This is a genomic window from Microcoleus sp. PH2017_34_RAT_O_A (assembly GCF_020737885.1).
Classification (GTDB): domain Bacteria; phylum Cyanobacteriota; class Cyanobacteriia; order Cyanobacteriales; family Microcoleaceae; genus Microcoleus.
In genome coordinates this window covers 43653-70193 of record NZ_JAEQDD010000036.1, presented here as the reverse complement: position 1 = coordinate 70193, position 26541 = coordinate 43653, and the positions used below count along the sequence as shown (strand labels likewise).

29 protein-coding genes and 1 pseudogene are annotated in these 26541 nt (G+C 45.4%); 12 read left to right on the top strand and 18 right to left on the bottom strand.

Features of this window, described 5'->3' with window-relative positions; translation table 11 throughout:
• Positions 1-17 precede the first annotated feature (17 nt).
• Together JGK11_RS14345 and JGK11_RS14340 are read right to left on the bottom strand one after the other, a co-directional pair.
• Positions 18-236: a type II toxin-antitoxin system HicA family toxin gene (locus JGK11_RS14345; RefSeq protein ID WP_293180869.1), complete on the bottom strand. Its 219-nt coding sequence runs from the start codon at positions 234-236 to the stop codon at positions 18-20.
• A complete protein-coding gene (locus tag JGK11_RS14340; RefSeq protein WP_293181169.1) occupies positions 233-436 on the bottom strand; it encodes a type II toxin-antitoxin system HicB family antitoxin in 204 nt (67 codons plus the stop codon). Before JGK11_RS14340 ends, JGK11_RS14345 begins: the two co-directional genes overlap by 4 nt.
• A gap of 270 nt (positions 437-706) precedes the next feature.
• Here JGK11_RS14340 and JGK11_RS14335 point away from each other — a divergent pair, with 270 nt between their 5' ends.
• Entirely contained in the window at positions 707-1726 is a 1020-nt protein-coding gene (locus JGK11_RS14335; RefSeq protein ID WP_293212101.1) for a type IIL restriction-modification enzyme MmeI, read from the top strand.
• On the opposite strand, the gene JGK11_RS14330 is transcribed toward JGK11_RS14335, so the two are convergent.
• Entirely contained in the window at positions 1718-2980 is a 1263-nt protein-coding gene (locus JGK11_RS14330) for a transposase (protein ID WP_363319159.1), read from the bottom strand. The two genes, JGK11_RS14335 and JGK11_RS14330, sit on opposite strands and share 9 nt — an antisense overlap.
• Before the next feature lie 24 nt (positions 2981-3004).
• On the opposite strand from JGK11_RS14330, the pseudogene JGK11_RS14325 reads away from it, so the two are divergent.
• Positions 3005-3153, top strand: a pseudogene (locus JGK11_RS14325) (transposase); the annotation flags it as partial.
• A 68-nt stretch (positions 3154-3221) separates the two neighbouring features.
• On the opposite strand, the gene JGK11_RS14320 reads toward JGK11_RS14325, so the two are convergent.
• Positions 3222-3602, bottom strand: coding sequence for a hypothetical protein (locus tag JGK11_RS14320; RefSeq protein WP_293212100.1), 381 nt, complete (start codon positions 3600-3602; stop codon positions 3222-3224).
• Positions 3603-3784: 182 nt separating this feature from the next.
• Between JGK11_RS14320 and JGK11_RS14315 the strand changes: the two genes are divergently transcribed.
• Both JGK11_RS14315 and JGK11_RS14310 read left to right on the top strand, forming a co-directional pair.
• A complete protein-coding gene (locus JGK11_RS14315; RefSeq protein WP_293212099.1) occupies positions 3785-4204 on the top strand; it encodes a XisH family protein in 420 nt (139 codons plus the stop codon).
• Positions 4192-4527 carry a XisI protein gene (locus JGK11_RS14310; protein ID WP_293212098.1) on the top strand — a complete coding sequence of 112 codons (336 nt, stop codon included), beginning with the start codon at positions 4192-4194 and terminating at the stop codon, positions 4525-4527. Before JGK11_RS14315 ends, JGK11_RS14310 begins: the two co-directional genes overlap by 13 nt.
• 48 nt (positions 4528-4575) lie before the next feature.
• Here JGK11_RS14310 and JGK11_RS14305 read toward each other — a convergent pair whose 3' ends face one another.
• The 6 genes from JGK11_RS14305 to JGK11_RS14280 all read right to left on the bottom strand — a co-directional run bounded on the left by JGK11_RS14305 (position 4576) and on the right by JGK11_RS14280 (position 8771).
• Entirely contained in the window at positions 4576-4962 is a 387-nt protein-coding gene (locus JGK11_RS14305; protein WP_293191103.1) for a DUF433 domain-containing protein, read from the bottom strand.
• 123 nt (positions 4963-5085) lie between these two features.
• Positions 5086-6114: a nucleotidyl transferase AbiEii/AbiGii toxin family protein gene (locus JGK11_RS14300; RefSeq protein WP_293212097.1), complete on the bottom strand. Its 1029-nt coding sequence runs from the start codon at positions 6112-6114 to the stop codon at positions 5086-5088.
• Between the two features lie 21 nt (positions 6115-6135).
• Complete coding sequence (locus JGK11_RS14295) at positions 6136-6525, bottom strand: hypothetical protein (RefSeq protein WP_293212096.1); 390 nt, start codon at positions 6523-6525, stop codon at positions 6136-6138.
• 4 nt (positions 6526-6529) lie between these two features.
• On the bottom strand, positions 6530-6874 hold the full coding sequence (locus JGK11_RS14290) for a hypothetical protein (protein ID WP_293212094.1): 345 nt from the start codon (positions 6872-6874) through the stop codon (positions 6530-6532).
• Between the two features lie 170 nt (positions 6875-7044).
• Positions 7045-8253, bottom strand: a complete 1209-nt coding sequence (gene cbiE, locus JGK11_RS14285) for a precorrin-6y C5,15-methyltransferase (decarboxylating) subunit CbiE (RefSeq protein ID WP_293180896.1) — start codon at positions 8251-8253, stop codon at positions 7045-7047.
• A gap of 20 nt (positions 8254-8273) precedes the next feature.
• The gene (locus JGK11_RS14280; RefSeq protein ID WP_293196812.1) at positions 8274-8771 is read right to left on the bottom strand and encodes a GNAT family N-acetyltransferase; all 498 of its coding nucleotides are present in this window, start codon (positions 8769-8771) and stop codon (positions 8274-8276) included.
• A gap of 242 nt (positions 8772-9013) precedes the next feature.
• On the opposite strand from JGK11_RS14280, the gene JGK11_RS14275 reads away from it, so the two are divergent.
• Positions 9014-9754 (top strand): hypothetical protein, encoded by a 741-nt coding sequence (locus JGK11_RS14275; RefSeq protein ID WP_293206465.1) that lies wholly within the window; start codon positions 9014-9016, stop codon positions 9752-9754.
• Between the two features lie 375 nt (positions 9755-10129).
• Here JGK11_RS14275 and JGK11_RS14270 read toward each other — a convergent pair whose 3' ends face one another.
• Positions 10130-11890, bottom strand: a complete 1761-nt coding sequence (locus JGK11_RS14270) for a serine/threonine-protein kinase (protein ID WP_293212093.1) — start codon at positions 11888-11890, stop codon at positions 10130-10132.
• 540 nt (positions 11891-12430) lie between these two features.
• On the opposite strand from JGK11_RS14270, the gene JGK11_RS14265 reads away from it, so the two are divergent.
• The 3 genes from JGK11_RS14265 to JGK11_RS14255 all read left to right on the top strand — a co-directional run bounded on the left by JGK11_RS14265 (position 12431) and on the right by JGK11_RS14255 (position 14792).
• Positions 12431-13861 carry a form I ribulose bisphosphate carboxylase large subunit gene (locus tag JGK11_RS14265; protein ID WP_293154026.1) on the top strand — a complete coding sequence of 477 codons (1431 nt, stop codon included), beginning with the start codon at positions 12431-12433 and terminating at the stop codon, positions 13859-13861.
• A gap of 135 nt (positions 13862-13996) precedes the next feature.
• A complete protein-coding gene (locus JGK11_RS14260; RefSeq protein WP_293154023.1) occupies positions 13997-14410 on the top strand; it encodes a chaperonin family protein RbcX in 414 nt (137 codons plus the stop codon).
• Between the two features lie 46 nt (positions 14411-14456).
• Positions 14457-14792 carry a ribulose bisphosphate carboxylase small subunit gene (locus JGK11_RS14255; protein WP_293154020.1) on the top strand — a complete coding sequence of 112 codons (336 nt, stop codon included), beginning with the start codon at positions 14457-14459 and terminating at the stop codon, positions 14790-14792.
• A gap of 150 nt (positions 14793-14942) precedes the next feature.
• On the opposite strand, the gene JGK11_RS14250 is transcribed toward JGK11_RS14255, so the two are convergent.
• The 3 genes from JGK11_RS14250 to JGK11_RS14240 form a co-directional block, all read right to left on the bottom strand.
• The gene (locus JGK11_RS14250) at positions 14943-15578 is read right to left on the bottom strand and encodes a restriction endonuclease subunit R (RefSeq protein WP_293180908.1); all 636 of its coding nucleotides are present in this window, start codon (positions 15576-15578) and stop codon (positions 14943-14945) included.
• A gap of 147 nt (positions 15579-15725) precedes the next feature.
• Positions 15726-15959: a hypothetical protein gene (locus JGK11_RS14245; protein ID WP_293180911.1), complete on the bottom strand. Its 234-nt coding sequence runs from the start codon at positions 15957-15959 to the stop codon at positions 15726-15728.
• A gap of 10 nt (positions 15960-15969) precedes the next feature.
• A complete protein-coding gene (locus tag JGK11_RS14240; protein WP_293212092.1) occupies positions 15970-17193 on the bottom strand; it encodes a hypothetical protein in 1224 nt (407 codons plus the stop codon).
• Between the two features lie 254 nt (positions 17194-17447).
• Between JGK11_RS14240 and JGK11_RS14235 the strand changes: the two genes are divergently transcribed.
• Positions 17448-17714, top strand: coding sequence for a hypothetical protein (locus JGK11_RS14235; protein ID WP_293180917.1), 267 nt, complete (start codon positions 17448-17450; stop codon positions 17712-17714).
• A gap of 94 nt (positions 17715-17808) precedes the next feature.
• Here JGK11_RS14235 and JGK11_RS14230 read toward each other — a convergent pair whose 3' ends face one another.
• The 4 genes from JGK11_RS14230 to JGK11_RS14215 form a co-directional block, all read right to left on the bottom strand.
• Entirely contained in the window at positions 17809-18183 is a 375-nt protein-coding gene (locus JGK11_RS14230) for a hypothetical protein (protein ID WP_293180920.1), read from the bottom strand.
• A gap of 289 nt (positions 18184-18472) precedes the next feature.
• The gene (locus JGK11_RS14225; RefSeq protein ID WP_293180923.1) at positions 18473-18970 is read right to left on the bottom strand and encodes a 2TM domain-containing protein; all 498 of its coding nucleotides are present in this window, start codon (positions 18968-18970) and stop codon (positions 18473-18475) included.
• A complete protein-coding gene (locus tag JGK11_RS14220; protein ID WP_293212091.1) occupies positions 18957-19202 on the bottom strand; it encodes a hypothetical protein in 246 nt (81 codons plus the stop codon). Before JGK11_RS14220 ends, JGK11_RS14225 begins: the two co-directional genes overlap by 14 nt.
• Positions 19203-19273: 71 nt before the next feature.
• The gene (locus tag JGK11_RS14215) at positions 19274-20872 is read right to left on the bottom strand and encodes a PQQ-binding-like beta-propeller repeat protein (protein WP_293212090.1); all 1599 of its coding nucleotides are present in this window, start codon (positions 20870-20872) and stop codon (positions 19274-19276) included.
• 126 nt (positions 20873-20998) lie between these two features.
• On the opposite strand from JGK11_RS14215, the gene JGK11_RS14210 reads away from it, so the two are divergent.
• From JGK11_RS14210 to JGK11_RS14200, 3 genes are all read left to right on the top strand, one after another.
• On the top strand, positions 20999-23113 hold the full coding sequence (locus tag JGK11_RS14210; protein WP_293212089.1) for a thioredoxin domain-containing protein: 2115 nt from the start codon (positions 20999-21001) through the stop codon (positions 23111-23113).
• A gap of 556 nt (positions 23114-23669) precedes the next feature.
• Positions 23670-24869, top strand: coding sequence for a glycosyltransferase (locus JGK11_RS14205; protein WP_293180935.1), 1200 nt, complete (start codon positions 23670-23672; stop codon positions 24867-24869).
• Positions 24870-25107: 238 nt separating this feature from the next.
• Positions 25108-26424 (top strand): glycosyltransferase, encoded by a 1317-nt coding sequence (locus JGK11_RS14200; protein ID WP_293180941.1) that lies wholly within the window; start codon positions 25108-25110, stop codon positions 26422-26424.
• Positions 26425-26541 lie beyond the last annotated feature (117 nt).

Below are 26541 nucleotides of genomic sequence, written 5' to 3'. Positions count from 1 at the left end.
TATGAAACCTGCTATACTTAAGAAAAACTTTGTAAATCTTCCTCAGATAGCTGAGCTATTTTCATTAAAGCTCTCAAGGTTCCAAGTTTCAAATCTTGATTTCGGTGAACAGGAATTGACAAAATTTGTTCTAGTTCCGGGTTTTCATAGATATGATGACTGCCAGTAACTCTTTTCAGAACCCAACCTTTCTGCTCTACTATTTTGCAAAGTCGCTTGCCCGAAATAGATTTCATACAGCAATTTCCACAACTCGATCTGTGGAGGCAATTGCTTCACGACTATTAGCAACTTCCAGCCAACCTTCGATCGCATCTTTTAAATTAATTATTACTTCTTCTATCGTGTCTCCTTCAGTAATGCAGCCGGGAAGCGCTGGAACTTCTGCCCAATAGCCACCTTCTTCTGCGGGATGTACGATCGCTCTAATTTTCATAGATTTATTGAGGTATTTTTCACGCACTAAAGCCATAAAAACCCGGTTCCTAGGCAAAATCTTCGTTGTGAACGATCGACTTTAAGGCAGAAGCCGGGTTTTTGAGTCCGCCTGTATCTAGGAATATCGTCAAACATATTATAGCAAATATCAATAGTAAAGCGTCCTAACCGCCAAGGCGGTTGCTATAAAGCAAAATCGCCAGATAAATCGCCAATCCGAACCGATCTAATTATAAAATAAGGAAAAAGCAAGCAGCAGGATTGAAGCATGAATGAGGTCGATCGCACCAGAGTCGAAACATTCATCAATCGGTGGGCAGGTTCTAGCGGCAATGAACGCGCCAACTACCAGTTGTTTTTTGCGGAAATGTGCGATGCGCTGGGAGTCGATCGCCCGATCGATAAAGGCAGAATTCCCAACGATCCTTACTGCTTTGATAAAGATCTCAAAATCTTTCATCCCAGTGGCAAAGTAACTTCGGGGTTTGTGGATTTTTACAAAGCCGAACACTTTTTAATCGAGGCAAAACAAGGCGGAACAACCAGCAAAAAAGGAACGGCAAAACGGGGAACTAATAGCTATTTGCGAGAGATGGAAAAAGCGTTTGTGCAAGCAGTTGCTTACACCCGCAGTCTCAGCAGCAAACCGCCGTTTTTGTTAACTTGCGATATTGGCGATCATTTTGAATTGTGGATGGGGTTTAGCGGCGATTACGGCGGCTATGGGGCGCGGCGAGAAATTGCGCTGACAGAGTTGCAAAAGGCCGATGTTTTCGATTTGTTTGTCGATATTTTTAGCAATCCGCAGCAGCGCAATCCAGAGAAGATTGCGGCGCGGGTGACGCGGGAAGTGGCGGCGGATTTGGCAGAGTTGGCGAAGGGGATGGAAGCAAATGTCGATCCGCAGCAAGTCGCCCAGTTTTTGATGCGCTGTATTTTCACCATGTTTGCTGAGGATGTGGGGTTGCTGAAGGAACATTTGTTTACGCAGGCGCTGGAAACGCGCTGGATTCTCAATCCGAAGACGTTTAAGCCGGAGGTAGAGGCGCTGTGGGAGGCGATGAATCAGGGGACGAGTTTTGGCTTTCATGGCCAACTGTTGCGGTTTAATGGCGGATTGTTTGCGGAATCCCAGGCGTTTGCGCTGACAAAGACGCAGTTGGAAGTGTTGTTACAGGCGGCGAAGCGGGATTGGTGCAATGTGGAACCTGCGATTTTTGGGACGTTGGTGACGTTCTCCCCCGTTATACCGCTTCGGTTAACGGGGGCTTCAAAAGAATTATTCTAACTGAAACCCAGCTAACATTTCCTTTGCTTCTTGTTTCAATGGCTGAGTAATCTCTAAGCCTCCACAAGCAGAAACGATGAGTCCCACCGCTTTAAAATCCTCAATTGCTCTATGCAAAATATTTATTGCCGCATTAATATCACGGTCTAATTCAGTATGGCAATGAGAGCAAGAATGCCACCTAATTGATAAATCTTTTTTAACTTTAACTCCACACCCTGAGCAATCTTGAGATGTATTATTCGGGTTAACTTTAACAACACGAACGCCGCGTATTACCGCCACTGCTTCCAGTATCGTCATGAAACTTCCCCAAGCTGCATCTAAAATTGATTTCCCCCAGTGAGTACGAGCAAGTCCTTTTATATTCAGGTCTTCAACTGCAATTAAGTCATATTGTCTTACCAGGAAGTGTGCTGTTTTATAATGAAAATCTTTTCGCTGTCTCTGAATTCGTTGATGAATTTTGGCGACCTTATTAGCTTGCTTTTGATAGTTGGCGGAGCCTTTTTGTTGATTTGCTAACTTCCTTTGTTGTCTACCTAAATGATTTTGAGCTTTTCTTCTTGTTTGTTGAATCCGGACAATTTTACCGTCTGATGTCGCTAAAAATTTTTCTAAACCGACATCAATGCCAACTGCTGTTTTTATGGTATCTATTGGCATTAGTGTCGGTACACTGCCATCTTCTATGCTTAAGCAAACATACCAACCATCGGCTTTTTTAACAATGGTTGCCGTTTTGAGTGTAAATCCGTTAAGAATAGGACGATGTACAATTACTGGTATTTCTCCAATTCTGGGAATTCGTAATGTAGTTCCTGTTAAAAAACAAGCTGCTTTTGGGTGATTGACTCTAGAAAAACAAAACGAACGTAATTCACCTTTCTTTTTAAAGCGTGGTCTACCAGCACGTTTAAGGGTTTTATCCGGTGTTAACCAACGCCACCAAGCTTTTTCTAATCTTTGAATATTGATTTGCTGAACTTCAGAATAAATATCTTTGTACTCAGGAAATATTTTTTTGGTTTCCTTGAGTGCTGATTGCTGAGTGTAATAATTGGCGGTTTCAGGTATTTTGCCAATGGGCTCTGAGATAATTGAGCATCGGTCAATCCGGCAACGAGTACGATGTAGCCAGTCCAACCTTTGTCCTAAAGCATAATTCCAGTGCCGACGCAACAACTCCAACCAATTGTCCATGATGGCAATTTGTTCGGAGTTAGGCTTAATTCGGTACTGGTACGTTATCATCATGTCATTATCCTAAATCGTTTTCGGTTAATCCGCAAAGAATTTTCGGAATATCTCAGCAATTTCTACTATAAGCCTGTGTTCTGGACTGGCTCGTATTTTGTAGCTAGTTGTGGTGGCGTTACGATTGAACAGCTAAAAAATACGTTGAACAACAATCAGTACCAAATTAAATTGTGCTGCGCGTTTACTTAAAGAGTGGCAATTCCCCACCCGTTAAGCGAAGCGCTATCAAAAAGCCCTAGTCTCCACCCTCAAACAAATCCACGACGAACTCGATCGCGCCGTATTTGCCGCCTATGATTGGGAAGCAACCCTCACCGACGACCAAATCCTCGAAAACCTCGTCACCCTCAACGCCCAACGCGCCGAAGAAGAACGCAACGGACACATTCGCTGGCTGCGTCCCGACTACCAAGCCCCAGGCGAAACCTACGTCCAACCATCCCTTGCAGGTATCATAACCGAAACCGAAATCGCCGTCATTCCTACCGAACAACAACCCTTCCCCAAAACCCTGAAAGAGCAACTTTCGGCCATCCGCGACTTGTTCCGCACCCAAAGCGGTGAATGGACAGCAGCCCAAGTCACCGCCCATTTCAAAGGTGCCAATCGTAAACAAAAAGTCATTCTCGACTGTCTAGAAAGCCTGGAAGATTTGGGGATTTTGCTCAGTCATGCGGAAAATGGGATGACGTTTTGGCATTTGGCGGAAGTTGGAAGCGATCGGTAAGTTTTGCTTTGTGATTGTTATCATAAGCTGATAGGACAAAATGAAATGTATATTTTTGAGACTCTGAAAGTATGGCAGCTAAAGATAAATTTCATGATTCGGTAAAGAGGGGTCTTGAAAAAGAAAAATGGACGGTTACTCACGATCCATTGAAGCTTGAGTATGCAAAAAACGAGCGCGTGGAGATTGACTTGGGAGCAGAAAAACTCTTGGGTGCAGAAAAAGCAGGAGAGAAAATCGCAGTCGAAATTAAGAGTTTTTTGAACGATTCCGCATTAGCTGATTTTCATACAGCCTTGGGACAATTTTTGAATTATCGCTTAGTCTTAGAAGAACTCGATCCAGAGCGTACCTTATATTTAGCAGTTCCACTTGCCTCTTACGAATCGTTCTTTCAACGCGAATTACCCAAAGCATCAGTCAAACGACATCAAGTTAAAATTATTGTATACAACCCTGTACGGGAGGAAATAGTCAAATGGATCGACTAGATTATTATCGCCAGTGCATCGAAAAGTTACTGCTCGAATCGGGTGAAGACCCGCCGGTTAATGGTCAGATAGAAGTAGAATTCGTTTTTGACAAAGAACGCGATCGCTATTTGGTTATCGATTTAGGATGGAATGAACATGACCGTATTTATAACTGCTTCATTCACTTAGATATCAAAGATGGAAAAATTTGGATTCAGCGCAATCAAACCGATCGAAGTTTTGCTGATGAATTAGTAGAAATGGGGATTGCCAAAGAAGAGATCGTGTTAGGAGTTCAGCCTCCGTATGCGCGACAGTATACAGGGTTTGGAGTTGCATAGGAAAGTGTTGCAGCAGTGTGATATGGTCGGTATCGAGAATATATTGAGTCATAGAGTTTCAGACTCAGGAAAATCGATATCGGTATTTCGATCGTGCCGATAGGCTGCAACATATTCCGTGACTTCATTCAACAACGGATTGCATCTCAAAAGAGGCGAAACATTCAACATCGGACGCGCCTCGTACCAAGCAATCCGATCGTCTATTTCTGGCTGATTATCCAGATAAAAGCTAATCGCATCAAAAACTTGAGCACCCGTCACGAGTTGCAGTAACTTCTGTGGGATTTCTTCAGGCTTTATTCCTGATTTCCAAAACACCACAATATCCCGTACAGTCAATTGAGTACCTGCAATAATCGGTTCCCCCTGCAAAACTTCAAGATTGCGGGTGACATAGCGAGAAATACTTGTAGACGATAGCAAACTGGTCATAACGACCTCATAAGACAATGTAAATCTGCCTTCATCTTAGCGTAGTGGACAGAAGATGCCCGCGTTCATTATTGTTTGATTCATTACGAACCTTTTTTATTATGTAATCGCCCGGACATGATATTACGACAAAGATCCAGGAAACGGAGAAATAGTCTCGCAAAATGTCCTGACTGTGATTTTCCTACCTAAATCCTGAGCTAATAAATCGATACCGTCAATAACTCGATCTGGTTCTGCAATACTTAAAATATCGTAGCATCTTTCCCGATAATCGGGACGCTCTTGGAAATACTGAATCGCTCGATTTAGCGGTTTCATAACTTGATAAGCTGCTTCAGCTTTGTCGATCGCCTCTTGGGGAATCGGACTCGCTAACCTTTGAATTGCCAAGTCGATTAAATCTCTAGAGTTTACCAGCTCGCTCGGCCATCTGTCTGCATTTGCTAACAGTTTTTCTGCTATAATATCGATTTGATTCAAGCAAGGAACAGGCGACCAATTAGGATAATTTGGTTCGCCAAACTGAATTCGCCCTTCACAAACCATCTCGAATTTAATTGTAGTATCATCCACAATAACTGGAAATCTGATGCCGTATTGGTTTGATTGAATATCGTTGGGGAGAAAAATGCGATTGCGATTAGCAAAAATCGCATCATAGCCAGCTTCTGCCACTTTTCGGCGCAGGAGACTGTAGCCACCATCCATCGGACACATAAAGTCAATATCTTGGCTTAACCGATATTCCTCATGTTCCATACTTATCAGGGTTGGGCCACCAAAATAAGCGCGACATTCCTGCAAAAACTCGACATTCAAGTGGCTGAGTACAGTTAATATTTTTTGATGAATTTCACGTTTAAACATGGGTTTAAAATTTACCAGTTTTTCTGTTTCTTGGGGCTGGCCAATGCTTAAGAGTTCCGCTACCAGCCAAGATTGATAATGTTGGCTAATTTGTTGAATAAAAATTAGTTCCTCAGAGTTGGGTTCTCCCAAAACTCCCCAATAATGCCAGCCAGATTCGTAGCGACATAGCATTTCCGGGACACTCAGATTTTTGACATTAGCAATTTGCCAGCATATAGCCTGAAGAAATGGCATTTTTGCGGGGATTTTAAATGCGGTTGCTATTTCTTTATCGTTCATCTTCTTTGCAAAACTCCTTCTCTATTCCATTTGCAAATACTCCAACACCAGCAGCCGCAAATAGTCTAGCATTCGGATATAAGACCGCATTTGAAGATAGCCCGATCGCATCTCATCATAAAACTGAGCGATTGCAGAACGATCGAACACCCGAAGGTGATGTAAGTCTGCGATCGCTTCCTCGCGAATTTCAACCCCTGCGCTAGTCTCAATCTGACTAGCATAACCACGAATACTGACTGTCACTAACTCAAGCTCCTCCAGAAATGAAAACTCTTCCTCGGAACCAAGATAGTTCTGAGCTATCTCTTTGCGCTCTGATTTAGTGTTTTGATAGTCAACCGTCAACTGTGCCAAAAGCTGCACAATAATATCTTGCTGAATCGCTAACTTGTTTTGAACTTGTGTCATATTTCTATTCCTCATTGATGCCATAAGTCACGATTTTTTCAACACCGTACTGATCGGATCGAACAATTAAAAACTCATTTCCCTTTCGGTAAACAGCGGCTCCATCCTGCCGATATCCCGTGCGAGGAACTCTTACAGCACCTCTAGTGTTGAAATTGTGTGCCTTACGCAGATATTTGAGCGGATCAAATCCTTTTCTTTGTGAATGGTCTAACACACTTTGGGCTACAGTTCGATAAGTTCCTCTATCCCATTCAGACAGATATTGCTGTAGTTCAATAACTTCAGTGTTGGAATAGTCTTCAAACAGTTGATCTAGATAAGGATCTACAGATGATTCGTCTGGCATTTTCACTTTCATTCCAGAGGATATTACTGATTATAGCTTTCTAGGAAAAAGATCGATCGCCTTTTAGATTAAATCCGCTCTTCATCGGAATGATTCATCTCTCTGATCTCTTCCTCTGTGTTCTCTGCGTACTCTGTGGTTAAATCAATCCGATCCAATCAGAATTGATATTACCTCTTAACAACCGCCCACTGAGTCACCGGTGCAAGCGGTTTCCAACCCTGAAAAGAACCGATCGCACCAACCCGCTGAATCCCAATTCTAATCAGTTCCCCACCATGCAAAGAATGCCATTGCAAAATCTTAAGTTCGCTTTCAATCGTCACCGCATTCACAACTAATCGGCCACCTTCACCTAAAGCATTCCAACAAGTTTCTAGCAAAGCCTCTGCGGTGACACCGCCACCGATGAAAATAGCATTTGGTTGCGGCAAATTTGCCAAAGCATCCGGTGCTGATCCGGTGACGATTTTGAGCTCGGGAACACCCAAATTAGAGGCATTTTCAGCAATATATTCCAGTCTAGTTGGATGGCGCTCGATCGCGATCGCCCGACAACTCCGATGACTCCGCATCCACTCAATCGCGATCGAACCGCAGCCCGCGCCCACATCCCACAGCAACTCCCCCGGAATCGGCGCTAACGCCGACAGCGTAACGGCTCTAACCTCCCGTTTTGTCAACTGTCCATCGTGGCGATAGGCTGCATCCGGTAAGCCGGAGGTGCGGGAAACAATCAGAGTTTCGCGATCGGCTGTAACTGCAATGGCGATCGCATTCAAATCGGCTAAATCCGTCGCATTCCAAGCTGCTGCAACTCCCTCGATCCGCCGTTCCGCCTGCGATCCCATCCGCTCGAACACGGTCATCAAACTGCTGCCAAACCCCCGCTGTGTCAACAATTGGGCAACTTTTTCAGGCGTGTGTCGATCGGCACTCAAGACTAGCAACCGCGCACCGGGAGAGAAACTAAGGGCGATCGAGGCGATCGGGCGATTTGTTAAGCTGAAAGTCTCAACATCCGCCAGAGGCCAACCCAAACGGGCGCAAGCCAGACTAAAAGCCGATGCTGCGGGAATCACAGTCATTTCGGCGATCGGAATCCGGCGCGACAGCGTGACACCAATCCCGTGACACATCGGATCGCCACTTGCGAGCACGCAAACAGCCTCTGGGCGACGGCTGATGATGCTGTCAACTGTGGTTTGTAGTGGTGAAGCCCAAACTAATTTTTCGCGGGTGTCGTCGGTGGGTAGCATTGCGAGGTGACGCGCGCCACCGACAACGATTTTAGATCGATCGAGTAACGAAAGGGCGATCGAACTCAATCCCGAAAGTCCGTCTTCGCCAATTCCCACCACCGAAAGCCATTTGTGCATTGCGCCCTGACTGCTAATTACTACTTATCGATTCTAAAGAATAATATGGGATTTTCATTGACAATCCTTTCTTCTACTTGTCTCATCCCGAGTCTGGCTGCTAATTTGCATGATTCAATGTTTGGGCGATCGCAACTTGCAACCAGATAATCTAATCCAAGTTCATCAAAACCATACTCTAATATTTTGGTGGATGCTTCAGTAGCGTAGCCTTTTTTAATAGCTTTCGGCAACAGCGCATAGACCAACTGCGGCTGCGGTTCCTCAAAAAAATACCACAACCCCACAAATCCAATAACTTCGCGATCGTTCTTTCTCTCGATAAACCACAAGCCGAATTTCTTTTCTCCAAACAGTTGTTCGTTCTGTTCGATCATTTCTTCCACTGGATCTAGCGACCAAATTTGACCGTCGCACAAATATCTCCTGACATAGGAATCGGTAAAAATGGCGTGCAGCTTGTTGAGATCGTTCTCTACAATCGGTGTCAAAATCAATCTATCAGTTTCAAGTATCATTGGACTTCTATTTGTCAACAGTTCGCAAATTCATAAAACCTGATTCACCAAATATCTAGTCTACCATGATATTATATCCGATCGATTAACCATACAGTGCGATCTAGAAGCTCGCACTAGACAATATCGAAATTTTAATATATTTTATCGAACCCTATGCCAATTTTGTTTTTGGCATACAGAAATAGATCGATCGCCCTTAGAGGCAAGTAACTTTTGAGGAAAGTGCGATCGAAAGAACAATGAGAGACTGGCATCAGTTTGATCGAAAACAAAAAATAATCACCGTCGGCTACGGAACCTCAGTTGCGCTGGTACTGGTAGCAATTGGTTGTACCGCGTGGGATGCGATCGTGGTGACGGCAGGCATCTTTAAAACCACTCTCGGTATCTTTAAAACAACTCCTTGTCTGGCTTACAAATTTGAAGACGTTAACCCTTTAATTGCAGGTAAAAACGTTAAACTAAAAATCGGGGAAGGCAGCGGTTCAGATTGCGGAGTATCTGAGTTCGCATTGTTGGTAAAACCAGCAGTTTGGTCATCACAAGATACCAAAGTTATCCAACTTTCGCAAGATGGAACTGTGACGGGAATTGCGCCGGGAAAGTTTACCGTGTTGGCAAAAACAGGACAAAAAACACTCTTGATGTCGGGTGTTGTTTATCCGCCAGATTGGGATGTTCGGATTCAGCCAGAAGTGGCGACAGTGCGCGTGGGCGATCGCATTACCTTTGAAATGATCGCCTCTGATTCAAAAGGCAATTTGCTACCCCCATTAACTTTCGGGCTGCGGACTCCAGATTATCAGGAACCGGGGCCTGGTGCGCCAACCAAGCCTCCGAATTCGCGGCCGTTACTCGATCGCACCTTTCATCATATGGGCGCGCAACCGGGCACGTTTCGGGCGCTGCGCCCCGGAAAGATTGCGATTACGGGTAAAATGGGCGATCGGATAAAATCAGCCCAATTAACTATCAAATAAAACAACAAGTTTTGTTGCTTTTTTATGAATGTAGGCGACCGCATAATTTTGACAGTTGCTGCTTATACACCAATACGGTTTACTTAGAATAGTCCGAAGAGAGGAACGAAGCAATCTCCGTATCTATTTATCATAGGGTTTTACCCTCAGGGCGGTCTTAAGTAAACGGTATTAGATTATAAGCTGTCTAGCCTCTAAATTGTAGATTTTGGGGCGGGCTAGAAGCCTACCCCACAAGAGTTTTAAAACCCGGAGAAACCCCCTAACCCCGCTTAGGTCGGGGGGACAAGAGCCTTCTCAAAGTTTCCCTTTCTAAGGGGGATTTAGGGGGATCTGAATTTGAGGTGAAATGTTGAATATTTAATTAGTTAATTCCTACTTCCAACCCAACCACCTTAACAAAGGCACAACCAAATAATGACTGACTCCCAAACAAAACCCGATCGCACTTCCCAACAAACCAAAAAATGCAATTGAACTCCCAATCTGCAACCAGCCGAAGGGATAACCAGACGAAAGATCCAAAATTCCTAAAAAACTCCCTGGAAAAATGCTCAAAGCATTCAAAAATAGAAACATTCCCGTCGAACAAGCAGCCACCACCAAAGCGTGCGCTAATTGGTGACTCCGCAAACCCATGCCGATCGTTAAAGTGGCGATCGCAAATGCCCCCAAAATAATCCCCTGCACGCCGCTAAAAGCAGTCGCTTCCATCCAGCACAAACTCGCCAACAAATAGCCCTGAGCACCCATCAATCCCGACAGCCAATACTGTTTTTGCTGGCGAAAACTCCCCGCATCCGTCAAACCTATCGCAGTACCCCAGCCCGCAAAAGCAAACAAGAGCACTTCCGGGCCGACATTAAAACTCATATAAGGAATTAATTGGTGCAAACCTTCATTCAAAAAACTCGCAAATTCCGGGCCAATAGGCGAAGCATAGGCCAAAACCAAACCGCCGATCGCCCCTGCGGATCCACCAACCCCACCGAGCACCATTTCCCAGCCCGTATCTAGAGAAGCTACTACAATTTGGGCGATCGCGCCGAACACCAAAACCGTCAAACTTGCCGTTTTTTGCGCCGTCGCCACCACTACTTGCCGGCAAAATTCCACAATAGCTTGACTGACTGGGGCTAACGCAATTTTGCCCTTACTCTTAGCATAAATATCCTGCAAACGCGATCGAACATCCGCAGCCGAAGCCGGACGCTGCTGTATATTCGATCGCACCATATCATCCAACAAATTCGCAAAAGCCGGACTCACAGACACAATGTGGCGCCAGCGCAACTCCCCCGTCATCGGATCTTCAATTTCCGCGGGATATTTCCCCGTCAGCAAATGAATGCAAGTCCGCCCGAGGGCATAAAAATCCGTCGCGGGGACAACTTGGCCCCCAACAATTTGTTCCGGCGGGCTGTACCCAGGCGAAATCAACCGCGTCGAGCTCGGAGAATCTTTCCCCGCCGGTTCGCCACCGCCCATCTGTTTAACTCCCCCAAAGTCGATCGCCACCAACTGCAAACCGCCCAAACCTTTGCTCAGCAACACTTGGGGCGACTCCGGGTCTCGCAGCATCAAATTGGACGGTTTAATGTCGCGGTGAATAATCTGACACCGATGCAACTCCTCTAAAATTTGCACAGCTTGACTCAGCCAGCTAAACACCCATTCCTGCGGACATCCCTGAGGGTGATCTTCAAGAATTTCTTCTAAAGTTTTGCCGTGAATCTTTTCCATTACCAAACAAGGTAAGCGCCTCCCTGTGGCATTTCCATCCCCGCCTCCCAAATTTTGGGTTTGGACGTGAAAATAACCGTCCGGCTCGACTCTCGGGACACCAGGATGCCGCAAAATAGCCAAAACCCAAGCTTCTTGCTCGAACAGTTTTAGCGCTTTCGGAGAAGTTTCGAGCAACAATTTGAGGACGCGCTCGGTTTGAGTTTCTGCGTCCCAAACTGTGTAGATAGCTGCAAAACCCCCGGTACCGAGCCCTTGTAGAGGTATGTAGCGATTTTTTAGCCGCAGCGGAGTCCCGCAACTCTGACAAAAATTGTTGCCCCAAGTCTGAGGGTAAGGCCTTGGGCAATCTGGATTGATGCAGTGGACGGCTTGTGAAGGGGGGTGAGGCACAACCAGAGTAAAGATGGGGCTAGATATCCATAGTAGACTTACGTGCAGCTAACGCAGAAACCCGGTTTGCCGCACAAGTCCTGTCCATATTATGTGCTATGCTGCCGACTTTTAGGTACGTTGTTGGGCTTCAGCCCTCTTTACATATATGTAAAGAGGGCTGAAGCCCAACAACGTACCTTTGGAGTTCTATAAGTATTTATAACTAATTTTTTCCTACCCCCAACCCAAAATTTAATATCTAAAATTTAATCGATCTCCACCATAATTTAAGTATTTATGACTAATTTTTTCTCCTTCTCCAATCTAAAATCTAAAATTTAAAATCTAAAATCTCATCGATCCCCAACCCTTAGCCCTGCATCCTTCGCCACTTTTGTTTGATAAGATATGTTACATAAAATTTCCTAATGTAAAGCTAAATAAACAATACTTATGATGATTAAAAGAATATTAAAATTGTAACGCGCCACTTTATTGATATATTTCTAAGAGCCTGCGATCGGGCAAAAAAATTAAGCGAATACTAGGAAGCGAGATATGGCTTACGCGCAAACCCAAACTCAATCAAAGGCTGGGTATAAAGCCGGAGTTCAAGACTATAAACTAACGTATTACACACCGGACTACACGCCGAAAGATACAGATATTTTGGCAGCATTCCGCGTCACACCTCAGCCAGGAGTTCCCCCAGAAGAAGCTGGAGCTGCTGTGGCTGCTGAATCTTCCACCGGTACATGGACAACTGTGTGGACTGACCTCCTGACCGACCTCGACCGCTACAAAGGTCGCTGCTACGACATCGAGCCAGTTCCCGGTGAAGACAACCAATACATCTGCTTCATCGCTTATCCTTTGGATTTGTTTGAAGAAGGTTCCGTCACCAACTTGCTGACCTCTTTGGTTGGTAACGTTTTCGGTTTCAAAGCTCTGCGTGCTCTGCGGTTAGAAGACTTGCGGATTCCCATTGCTTACCTGAAAACATTCCAAGGCCCTCCTCACGGTATTACCGTTGAGCGCGACAAATTGAACAAGTACGGCCGTCCTTTGCTGGGTTGTACAATTAAGCCCAAATTGGGTCTGTCTGCTAAGAACTACGGCCGCGCCGTTTACGAAGTTCTACGCGGCGGTTTGGACTTCACCAAAGACGACGAAAACATCAACTCGCAACCGTTCATGCGTTGGCGCGATCGTTTCTTGTTCGTTCAAGAAGCTATTGAAAAAGCTCAAGCAGAAACTGGCGAAGTCAAGGGTCACTACCTCAACGTAACCGCCCCTACCTTTGAAGAAATGATGGAACGGGCTGAGTTCGCCAAAGAAATCAAAACCCCCATCATCATGCACGACTACCTAACCGGTGGTTTCACTGCAAACACCAGCTTGGCCAAATGGTGCCGTCGCAACGGTATTCTGTTGCACATTCACCGCGCTATGCACGCCGTGATCGATCGTCAAAAGAACCACGGTATCCACTTCCGCGTGCTTGCCAAGTGCTTGCGGATGTCCGGCGGCGACCACCTGCACTCCGGTACAGTTGTGGGCAAACTCGAAGGCGAAAAAGGCATCACGATGGGCTTCGTAGACTTGATGCGCGAAGACCACATCGAAGAAGACCGCAGCCGCGGTATTTACTTCACCCAAGATTGGGCCTCCATGCCTGGTGTCATGCCAGTTGCTTCCGGTGGTATCCACATCTGGCACATGCCAGCCTTGGTTGAAATCTTCGGCGACGACTCCTGCTTGCAGTTCGGCGGCGGCACCTTGGGCCACCCTTGGGGTAACGCACCTGGTGCAGCAGCTAACCGCGTTGCATTGGAAGCTTGCGTTCAAGCTCGTAACGAAGGCCGCAACTTGATGCGCGAAGGCGGAGACATCATTCGCGAAGCTTGCAAATGGAGCCCTGAATTGGCTGTTGCTTGCGAACTCTGGAAAGAAATCAAGTTTGAGTTCGAGGCAATGGATACCGTTTGATGATTTTTGGTTAGAGATTTTAAGTTTTAGGTCGCAAACTTGCTGTTAAGTCTTTATCTTTGAAGAAGATTTACAAGTAAGTTTGCATCCAAAATCTAAAATTCAAAACCTAAAATTTGAGGGAGCTGGGGTCAAATGGATCTCAAACAAGTTGCGAAAGACACCGCTAAGGTGCTGGCAAGTTACCTAACCTATCAATCCGTGCGGATTGTTGTAGCTCAGTTGAGCGAAACCAATCCTCCTCTGGCAATCTGGCTGAATGACTTTTCCACCAAGGGCAAAATCCAAGATGGAGAAGCTTACATTGAGGAACTGCTGAGGGAAAATCAAGATTTAGGATTTCGGATCATGACGGTGCGAGAATATCTGGCGCACGATGTGACGGAATTTTTGCCAGAAATGGTTTGTACTGGCATTCAACAGGCGAATATGGAACACAGACGCCAGCATTTGGAGCGAATTACGCAGCTTAATTGGTCTGTGGCTAGCAGCAATCCTGAAACATCCTCAATAGATTCTGAACCGAATCTGGATAATTTGTCGAGTTAATCGATCGCACTTGGCGAATCGAACACACACCTTAGAGATACAAAAAATGAAGACTTTACCTAAAGAGCGTCGTTACGAAACTCTGTCATATTTGCCCCCGCTGACAGACGCCCAAATTGCCAAGCAACTGCAATACATCTTGGATCAAGGCTACATTCCCGGCGTAGAATTCAACGAAACCTCTGCCGCTGAAATGCGCTACTGGACATTGTGGAAGTTGCCTTTGTTTGGTGCTCGCAGCGTCCAAGAAATCATGACTGAAGTTCAAGCTTGCCGCTCTGAAAACCCCACCTGCTACATCCGCGTCATGGGTTTTGACAACGTGAAGCAGTGCCAAGTGCTGAGCTTCATCGTGCACAAGCCTAACACCAGAGGCTACTAAGCTTTAACAACTCTATTTTGTAGAGAAAAAGCTAGCTAAAAATTGAGGCGTGGGAATTCTCCCCGCCTCATTTTTTTGTGCAGAAGACTCGGCGGTTGAAACCGCCTCTGTACATATAAAAGCTGCTTCCGCCGTTTCAAGATTGGATTGTTAGAGCTTGCAAATAGCTTTGAACACTTGCAGCAACACAACTGAAGATTCTGGTTCCATCAGATTTAGCAAAGGCATTAACTGATAGGTGGGCGGATTTCCACGACGGATATTGACAAACTGATATTCCATTCCATTGGTTGTCAAACCCCAGATTGCGTCTTGATATTTTAAATTTTGATAAGCATAGGTAAGCAATTGGGATAAACCCATAAATGCGTTGATTCCTGAATTTTTAGTTTCAATCACTAAAACCCAAAAAGATGTTTCACTTCTTAATGATTTTAATTTATTGACTGCCAAAATATCAAACCGCCCTTTAATGATTATGTCTTCATCTTCAATGCTAATTTCGGCAATGTCTTGTTCTAGACTAATTTTAATAGGTGGGCGGTAGAAGCCAGCTAATCGCATTAAGGGAAAAGTAGTCAGAGCTTGTACCAATCCTTCAGAAACGCGATCGGTAGAGATGTAGTCATCGAAGTCATCCCGGATTTGTATAAGTTCCTGCTGTTCGTGTTCTGTTATATCTTCAAGGGATAACAGCGAGGTAAATGAGCTGTTGTAGTGCTTTTGTAAGCCGAAAAGACGGTGGACTTCTCCTAATGTTAAGTTTTTGGCATTAATAACTGTCATAATCTTCAAACAAATTAAGTCTCTATTGTAATTATAACATATGCACAAAACTAGGTTTGTAGTAAGGACTTCAGTCCTTAAAACCGAGGCTGAAAGGACTAAAGTCCTCACTACGAACTTGAAAGGACTAAAGTCCTCACTACGAACCTAATCTATCTGCTCCACTACAACTCCATCAACTATTTCATAACCCCAGCTAGAATTTCTGGCTGCAAGTTGTTTAGCCATGTCGTATTCGCCCAAAATACAAAGCTCTATTAACTGCTGAAAACCTGAATTTTTCTCGCGCTGCAATCTTTCCTGACGCAGCTTTTCTCTTTCTGGATTAGAAGGATTTGGGCGCTCACTTCCCAGCGGATTGATATCGCTAATTCGTTTCATTTTAGCCTCATTAAAAAGGGATAGATTCTACAATTTCACCGTCAAAAATTTCATAGCCCCATTCTGGATTAGCAGCAATTTGTTTTTCAACTATACTTCGACCGAGAGAAGTTTGGTAAGCTTTTTGCAAAAACGAAATACTCGGGATTTCGTCTGTAGTTGGTGGCTGTTGTTGTTCGATTTTTGGCGGTTCAGGAATTGGTTCAGATGTGGATGGATTAAGGGCAAATTGCGGCGCGATCGCCCCTAATTTATTCATCACACTTTCTTTGGTAATTTGCGGTCTTTCGTTGAAGGAAGACGGTAAATATGCGGTTTCTACCCCTTGGTTTTTGGCTTTGAGCGCATCATCCGCAAGGCGATCGCACTTTCGCAAAAAACCCTCCCACAAATCCTTCCCCAAAACCGGGTTTCTCAAATCAGCACGAGCTTTAGATACCGCTGCTTCCAGCGGTTCGCCCTTGTGCACGTAATACTGAATTCGCTCCTCCTCAAACGCCGGATAAGGCACTTCCGGCTCAATTTCCCACTCCCGCTTAACTTTCTGACTTTCTCCTAAAGGAATTCCCGCGATAAACTCGTCCCAAAAAGTCGAAGTTAAGCCCTTTGTCATGCTATCAATAATTTTAAAAGCCCATCCCGAAGGATTGCCAAACCATAAGTTATGCTGTCTGGCATATTCTTCTAAAGCTCGCTGAAAGTTATGCAGTTCTTCTTGGGAATTCCAAGGCCCGCTAAATCGATAATTTGGATTGACTGCAACCGCTATTTGCTGCCGCGGTTGCCCGAAAAACTTGTCAGTTTTAACCGCACGCTCTGGGGTGTAAGTTTCGGCAAATATTTCTAGAGGAAGATTGTTGTTTTCGCGGCTTGTTTGTGTTATGCTATCGCCGGAAGTAGGTGTCAACAAGTTATTAAATTTTTCCTCGAAGGCGTCAATATCCGCCCAGAGTTCGAGAGTGTCGGTGTTGGGATTTGTGGATTTTGCTTTCAGGAGCGATCGCACTTTCAGCAGCCGTATCGCTAATTCCTGTTCTTCGCGATTTAAACCAGTAGCTTTTTCAATTTCGCTGCTGTTAGTTTTCACCCATTCGCCCGAGTTAGACTGTTGTGTTTGCCATTGCAACAATTGGCACAGAAAAATGCTCGCCGCGACTCCGCCAGTAATTTTGCCTAGTGTCGGATAGTAGATGGCGGGATTTCCTAGATTTCCTAAAAATATTCCTATTTTCATGTTTGATATTCCTAATTCCCTTAAATTGTAGGGTGCGCCATCAGCACCTTACCCTTAAATTGTAGGGTGCGCCATCAGCGCCGAGATCTCCACTAAAGTAGCATCAAAAAACTTAAGATTTTCTTTAAGCTTCTGTCTATTCCTGACTGAATGGAGTTTCTAGAGGAAAGACGGGGATCGCTTGTGCGATCGCCTGATTGACAGAACCGAGTTAAACGTAATAATAAATTATTTACTGTACATTTCCCCCCAAAATGAATCCAGAACGTCAAGAGGCTTATTTGAACTTGATCGAGCGAGTGCTTACCTGTCCCAACGGTCAAGAACCAGAGGTTTTAAGTTCCTGTTCCGATTTAATAGATGCGGGATTTGTGCAGATGCTAATCCAGATATCAGCTTCAATGGCCCGGGAAGGTGACGAAGATACTGCTAATTTTTTAGTGCAACTTGCTCGCTTGCTGGGGAAATCTTTGGGTTTGTCACCGGATGTCGTACCCGCTAGCTACAGCCGCGCACAGTGATAGATAAAAGTACGCGCAGCGTAGCTATCTCTACGCAATCCCCTCGTTGTATCATGTTTTGGGAAATCGGGGAATCTTAACTCCATCGATACCTTTACAACTGATATTCAAGAGGCTCGCAAAAATCATTTACCCCAGTTTTAAATACATAAATAATCACCGATGTTACCAAAATCTGCGGGCAAGTTTTGGCAGCAACTAAATCTCTAAAAGCAGCATTCAATTGTCCGTTTATCAACTCTTCTTTTACCTCAGATTTGCAAATAGCAACGCGGCATCTTTTTGCCAATCCATCCAACCAGTTTTCAGAGATATTCGGTTCTTGTCCAGCTTGAATTGCTAGAGAAATAGCTGCATCTTCGATGTTGCCTTCACAATCTTCGATTTCGTCTAGGGCTTTGAGGGCTGCGGGATATTCCGCTAATTGCGATCGAAATTGGGCAATTTCTTGTGAGGTAATAATCACCATAAGATTTTCTTGTGTTTTCGGCTCGCGGATATGTTTAGCAGTTAAAGTTGGTATTATAGCATTTTTTGGTTGAGGTTGGGATTGCGCGATCGAACTTAATTACATTTGCAATTAATTGTTGCCACTTCGCAATAGCCTGCCTGGAGGTTAAATCCTCATCTAAAAGCAGAAGTCAGGGCGATGAAGCCTGATGTTAAAATTGATTAGTTTCCTCTGTAATTGCGAAGTTTGTGAATCAATCGCAGACTTTAGCTGATAAATATGTCATTGACAAAAGAGTGACTGAATATCAAGACTGCAACCACTTCATAAACTTATCCGTCGCAGTGCCGATAGACTCTCCCACCTGTTTCTTCAAACGCCACCGCCCAAAAGCTTGTTCGTAATCTTCCCCTTCAGTTTGATAAACATTCCAAGCATTCAGCGACAATCCCAATCCCCAGGTTAGTAAAATGAAGAGTGACCAAGAAAGCTCATGCGATCCTGCTAGATTAAACAAAACTAAAAAAGTATTGACAATGCCGTATTTTGTCAAGTTTTTTCGCAATTTGCCGCGACGGTAAGAGTTAAAAACCAGCTTTTCCTGAAATTCACCTCTAGTGGCTAACCATTGCTGTTCCGCCGCCACGATATCCTGTTCGGAAATGCCTAATTCCGCCCCAATCTCGAAAAGCTGCACTCGGGAAAGTTCGCCGTCATCTTGTCGCCGTGCGATCGCAAGCTGTAAAATACCTTGGGCATCCTCAGCACCGTAAATTTGATTTATTTGACTGTCATTGGTCGCCATATAATAAGTTTCCTATAATTCCTGATATCCTTTCCATGATAGAGACAAGCGCTGTTAAACGGTAGGTGGTGACATTGGCGGATTTCAACACCCGGAAACTGCCGAAAGTCGATCGAACGGGCAAGATGCCCATTCCACAAGATAATTGATTAGTTGTGGAACAGGCATCTTGCCTGTTGCTGCTGTATTGTGGAGCATCTTGCCTGTTGCTGCTGTATTGTGGAACAGGCATCTTGCCTGTTGCTGCTGTATTGTGGAACAGGCATCTTGCCTGTTGCTGCTGTATTGTGGAAAATATCAATTCTAACCCAAAGTATACATCCAGCCATCCCGGGCGCAAATCCTCACAAGCCCATCCCAAACAACAGGTGTCGCCTCAAACGATAAACCCGGCTTAAATCTACCCGATTCTTTTACCTTCAAACGGTAAAACTCGCCCTTAGCATTTTTCAAAGCATTCTTATCCCCCGACTTCGCTCGTTCCCACTTCAACTCAAACAAATAAACACCATTATATCCCGCACTAATCAGTTTATTGCCATCCGTAAAAATCGGAGTCGAAATCGAAGAACCAATCTCCTTTTTAAACACGATTACCGGAGTATCGTAAGACTGATTTCGCCAAGGTACAGAATTCTTTTTACCTGTAATCGTATCTTGGGAACCGATGTACAAATTGCCATCGATCGCATTTGTGGCAAATAGCGCTGGAAATCCCCCAGGATTGTACTCATCATTCAACGCCACCGAACCGATTATCCCGCCTTCCCAGCCTGAAAGTCGGCGATTTCCGGTAGGTAAAAACCATTCGACGCTGGCATTCGGTTCTTTGTTCGGATTTAGTTTGAGGACTCCGCCGTTACCTGCAATGTATTGTTTTTCAATCGCACAAAACAGTTTACCCGATTTAGATATTACACCACTTCCATCAATATCTGAACCAGTATAGAAATCCCATACTATCTTTTTTGTTTTAATACTTATCCCATAAATATGTCCAGAACCCGCAGCTATAAACAGTCTATCTTTGAGCCGAGAAGGTGATGATTCTGCTACCAAGTTACCGCCGTGCTTGCTGATATCTCCTGGCGCATAAAGCTGTACTTCCGACAAGATCTGCGGTTGCTTAATTCCTTGTTTAACTTTAGCTTTGCTGGCAGAACTATTGAGAAAATAGCCGATCGCATTTTCCCCCGCATTGAACAACAGGCCATCGCCCAGATACAAAGCACTGCTATCGTTATCCTGACTGTAGCTGGGCGTTCTCCGGATGTCCAACTTCCACAGTTCCTTACCGGTTCTAAAAGATATTGCCCTAAAACTCGGGACAAGATTTTTGCCACCACCGCCACTGCGGCTGCCTTGCAAAATCACAATTCTGTTTTCGGCGTTGGCTGTTTTGTCGATATAAATTGTTGAACTTCCTTTAATTATATCATCAAATTCATAGCGCCAAACTTCTTTATTTGTCGCCATGTCTATTTTGTGCAAATAGTGGTCAAAAGCACCTATAATTAAATAAGTTTTATCCCGATCTCTGATAATTGTTGGCTGTCCAGTCCAACCGGCACCACTCCAAACTTGAGATTGCCTTCCCAAAAAAGTCCGGCCGCTTCCTAGCTCAAATTTCTTGATTAACTTCAAGCCTTTGGGGACACCTCTACCGTAAAACCTGCGCTGGTCATTTCCCAAAAAAGTCGGTACGAATAATTCTACTTCTTGAACTAATTTTTTTGCCTGTTTTTTGGAGTCACTATTGCTTTTTAATAGAGGCTTGTTAGATGGTTCTGCTTTTTCAGATGGTTCGGATTGGCACTGTTTGAGAATGACAGGAGGAACTACAACACTCAACAAAAAATGTCCGAGCCGTTGATTGAAATTTCGACGAGATGATAAACTCATTTTATATCGAGATAATCAGTAATAATATTAAAACATGATTGTCGCCAAAACTTAACTAAAACATCTCACGCTAAACTGCTAAATAACTGACAAACTTACTCAGCACAAGTTAAATTATCTTTGATTATGGTCAACCGTCTTGCTCAATCCCAAAGCCTTTACCTGCGGAAACACGCCGAAAACCCGATCGACTGGTGGCCCTGGTGCGACGAAGCCTTAGAAACGGCCCTGGGCCAAAATAAACCGATTTTTTTGTCAATTGGCTACTCTAGTTGCCACTGGTGTACAGTGATGGAAGGAGAAGCATTTTCCGATCGCGCGATCGCCGAATACATGAATTCGCAGTTTGTACCGATAAAAGTCGATCGCGAAGAACGCCCGGACATCGACAGCATATATATGCAAGCCTTGCAAATGATGACGGGCCAAGGCGGTTGGCCTCTCAACGTTTTTCTCACTCCCGACGAGCGAGTTCCCTTCTACGGTGGCACTTATTTCCCCGTAACTCCGCGCTACGGACGCCCCGGATTTTTAGAAGTGTTGCAATCTATTCGCCGCTTTTACGATACAGAAAAGCGCAAATTGCAAGCCTTCAAAGGAGAAATTTTAGACAACCTCCACCAGTCGGCGCTGCTGTCAGTAACAACCGCAGAATTAAATCGCGAAGTCTTCCAAAAAGGCTTAGAACTCAATACCGGAATTATTGCCCGGAGTAACCCCGGGCCGAGTTTTCCAATGATGCCCTATGCTGATTTAGCACTGCGGGGAACGCGCTTTAATTTTGATGCAAAATATGACAGCAAACAAGTCTGCACTCAGCGCGGCTTAGACTTAGCCTTGGGCGGCATTTACGACCACGTAGCGGGGGGATTTCACCGCTACACGGTTGACGCAACTTGGACTGTGCCGCACTTTGAAAAAATGCTCTACGATAACGGTCAAATTGTTGAGTATTTAGCGAATTTGTGGAGCGCGGGAATTGAAGAGCCAGCTTTTGAAAGTGCGATCGCGCGGACAGTAGAATGGTTGAAGCGAGAAATGACTGCGCCGACTGGCTATTTTTATGCTGCACAGGATGCTGACAGTTTTACCCCCCCAACCCCCCCTTACCAAGGGGGGACAACGGGGGGGTCTGAGCCGGAAGAAGGAGCGTTTTATGTTTGGACTTACACCGAACTACAAACGCTGTTAACTGTCGAGGAATTTGCTGAAGTTCAAGAAGCGTTTGATATTAGTCGCAGCGGCAATTTTGAAGGCAAAAATGTATTGCAGCGCCGACATCCGGGAAAATTCAGTACCACGGTAGAAACGGCTTTAGCTAAACTTTTTGCTCTGCGCTACGGCGGCCATCCAGATACTGTAAAAACCTTTCCGCCAGCGCGGAACAATCAGGAAGCAAAAAACGACAGTTGGCCGGGGAGAATTCCAGCAGTTACTGACACGAAAATGATTGCGGCTTGGAATAGCTTAATGATTTCGGGTTTGGCGCGGGCGGCGGCTGTTTTTGGGAATTTTGAGTATTTGGAATTGGCTGTGAAAGCTGCTAATTTTATTTTAGACAATCAGTGGATTGACGGGCGGTTTCAGCGACTCAATTATGACGGACAATCGGCGGTGGCGGCGCAGTCGGAAGATTATGCTTTGTTTGTGAAAGCTTTGTTGGATTTGCATCAAGCGAGTTTGATGTTAGGAAACGGGGAATCTGTACAGCAATTGCCGAATTCTCAGTTTTGGTTGGAGAAAGCTGTGCGGGTGCAAGATGAGTTTGATGAGTTTTTGTGGAGCTTGGAATTGGGCGGGTATTACAATACTGCTAAGGATGCTAGCGGGGATTTGTTGGTGCGGGAACGCAGTTATACTGACAATGCTACTCCGGCGGCCAATGGAATTGCGATCGCCTCTTTGGTTCGCTTGGCGCTGCTGGGTCAAAATTTAGAATATCTCGATCGCGCCCAACAAGCTTTGCAAGCTTTCAGCAGTATTGTCCGAGATAGTCCCCAAGCTTGTCCGAGTCTACTTTCGGCTTTAGATTGGTACCAGCATTCTACCCTAATTCGCACGTCGCCCGACCAGATTTCTGGATTGATTTCGCGGTATTATCCGACTGCTGTCTGTCAGATTGAGGCTGATTTACCTGAAGGTGTTATCGGGTTAGTTTGTGAGTGTTTGACTTGCAAAGAACCTGCGAAAAGCCAAGAGATGCTGTTAGCAGAAATTCTGCACAGTCAAACGCGAGTATAGAAGCAGAAGGACTGAAGTCCGAACTATCAAACCTTTAGGGAAAAAGAAGGACTGAAGTCCTTACTACAAACCTTTAGGGAAAAAGAAGGACTGAAGTCCTTACTACAAACCTTTAGAGAAAAAGAAGGACTGAAGTCCTTACTACAAACTGGTTCGTAGTAAGGACTTTAGTCCTTTCAATGTTAGCCCTCAATTTGCCCAAATTTTGACTAAATATTCTATAGTCACCTCGACAGCATGGGCGATTAACACCTGCAATTGACATCAGCCCGGACGTGCGATCGCCTTCGGCGGTAAAAATTGTGTAGAAAAAAAACTTGACATCAGCCGACGATAGAAAGTAAAAATAAATAACAGCAATCACCAAAATGAGGCTTTATGTTTGATTCGCGATCGGTGAGCGACAAGTATGACATTGATAAATTGCTATCTCGTACAACAATTTTGGCTAAAAGACATCCGGTAAAATACGGAGAATAGATGTTTTTTTTGAACCTTGTTCAGCAATCTAAAATTCACAATTCTGCAATCTAAAATCTAAAATCTAAAATCTAAAATGGCAACAGCTATTCTCGACCTGGAAATCTCCCAACTACCGCCAGAAATAGCGGTTGAGGAGCGTTACAGCAAAGCCTTGGTTTTAATTAGACTGCACGGAAAACCGATCGGTCAAGCGACTTTACCCGCAGTCGGAGGTCGCATAGACGGCTCCCAATTGCGGGAAACACTGATGAATGCTGTGGGCGATAACCTGTGGAAAAATTGGCTCTACGAGACCCTGGAATGGGACGAACGCGGGCCAGTACAGGCAATGCCCACAGCCACTGTAGCGGTTTGCACGCGCGATCGCCCGGAAGATTTGCAGCGCTGTCTCGACGCGTTGATGCGGCTGCCCGACGACGGTCAGGAATACTTAGTAATTGACAATTGTCCCGCCACGGAGGCTACGAGGGAACTGGTCGAAAATTACCCAAAAGTCCGCTACGTGCGGGAAGACGTGGCGGGGTCTAGCACTGCCCGCAACCGCGCTGTGCTGGAAGCTAAGGGGGAAGTTATCGCCCTGACAGATGACGATGCAGTACCAGATCCGAACTGGTTGCGATCGCTCTTGCACAATTTCGGCGATCCGCGAGTTATGTGTGTCACCGGGTTGGTAATGCCTTTGGAACTCGAAACTGAAGCTCAAGAATGGTTCGAGCGTTACAGCCCCCACGGACGTGGATTTCAGCGAGTCATCTTCGACGGGGCGTACTGCAACCCGCTGATTGTAGCTCCTATAGGCGTTTCGGCGAGTATGGCTTTGCGGAAGAGCGCGATCGACTGCGTAGGTCTATTTGACGAAGCTTTGGGTGTGGGGACGCCTGCAAAATGCGGGGAAGATCACGAACTTTATGTCCGCATCCTGACTGCGGGCTATCGCATTATCTACGAACCGAGGGCTCTAAGCTGGCATCGTCACCGGCGCGATTGGGAAGATTTGCGCAAAACGATGTACTGCTACGGAATTGGAGTCTACGCTTTCTGGACGCGCACTTTGGTGAAAAATCGGGAGTTTAGCATACCGCTGTTAGCCTGGGGATGGCTGCGCTACAAACAACTGCCTGAGTTGATTGCTTCTTTGCGAAACAAACCGGACTCTATCCCAAAAGACTTGCTCTTAGCTCAACTTCGCGGCTGCATCGGCGGCCCGATGGCTTATTTTGCTTCTCGCAAACGGTTGCAAGAAATTAAAGGGAAGTCAGTAGTTAGTAGTTAGTAGTCAGTAGTCATTAGTCATTAGTCATTGGTCATTAGTCATTAGTCATTAGTCATTAGTCATTAGTCATTAGTCATAGTGCTGTCCCCGCTCGCGAACGTTATTAGCGCGAGCGTCCCCGCTCGCGAACGTTATTAGCTGAGATTCTTCCATCTTCCATCTTCCATCTTCCATCTTCCATCTTCCATCTTCCATCTTCCATCTTCCATCTTCCAATTCCTATTACCAATTACCAATTATGAACAGGGAAAATCTCACTGTTAGCGTAATTATTCCCAGTCACAACCGCAGTTATTCGCTGCGGCGCGCTCTCGATGCCCTGCACTCGCAGACTTATCCGATCGACCTCATCGAAGTGACGGTAGTTGCAGATAGCTGCATTGACGATACTTTGGCAATGCTCAAAGACTACCAAGCTCCGTTTAAAATACAGGTTATTGAAGCAAAGTGTCGGGCTGCTTCGATCGCCCGGAATACCGGAGCAGCCTCCGCTACCGGAAAACTGCTGATATTTATAGACGACGATATCGAACCAACTCCGCCTTTAGTCGAAAGTCATGTACGCATTCACCAACAGCGTCCGGGCTGCGCGGTAATCGGCCCTTATCCTCCTAAATTGCAGGGAGGGACTAGATTCTTTGACGTAACAGTGCGGGCTTGGTGGGAAGAAAAATTTTATGAGATGAGCCAGCCTGCTCACCGTCACACTTATCAAGACTTGCTCACCGGCAACCTTTCTCTGGATGCAGAACTGTTTGCTAGCACCGGAGGCTTCGATTCAGGCTTCGGCCAAGGCACTGCCCATGAAGATTACGAGTTCGGCTTACGCTTGCTCAAAGCAAATATACCTTTTGCTGTGGCAGCGGATGCAGTCGGGTATCACTACGAACACGAAACTAACAACCTCGATCGCTCTTTTCGGCGCGCGCGTGCGGAAGGCCGCTCCGATGTCTTGCTGGGTCAGAGGCACCCAGAACTCAGACCTACTCTGCACGTAGGGGATTACGAAACTCCTTACTCTCTGGTCGATCGGATTTTGGTCGCCCTGGTTTTTTACTGGCCGGCCGCGCTAGATTTGCTGGTGTTGGGACTGAGACGATCGCTAGATTTACTAGAAGCTGTCCGGATGCGCGGTACTTGGCGGTGGCTGAACACTAAATTGCGCGGTTACTGGTACTTCCGTGGTGTGGTAGACGAATTGAAAACTCGATCGGGCATTTCTAGTTTTCTGCAAGAAGGCCCGGCCCGCGCGGATTTGGCAGAAAACGAAATAGAAATCGATTTGCAGCAAGGTTTGGAAGCAGCAGAACAAAGGATTGATGCCGAAAGACCCGCCGGTATTTACCTTTACTACGGCCAACTGACAATCGGTCATATCCCTCCCGAAGTTGGCGCCGAACCTTTACGGGGAGTTCACCTGCGAACGATTCTGGCGCTGCACTTAGCCGAACCGCTGGCGAGAGCGATGGCGGTTAACGGTATGCCACACAGTTCTGAGTCGATCGCAACACAACCTTTACTTGCTTTTGAAGATCGTGTTTTGGCAATTAAATAATTGCTAATTGGTAAGTTGTAAGGGGTAATAGGTAATGGGAATAGTGAAATTAATAGCTAGTGCTTCATGTTAATGGCTAGTAATTTTCCTAATCGCCAATCACAAATACTAAATACC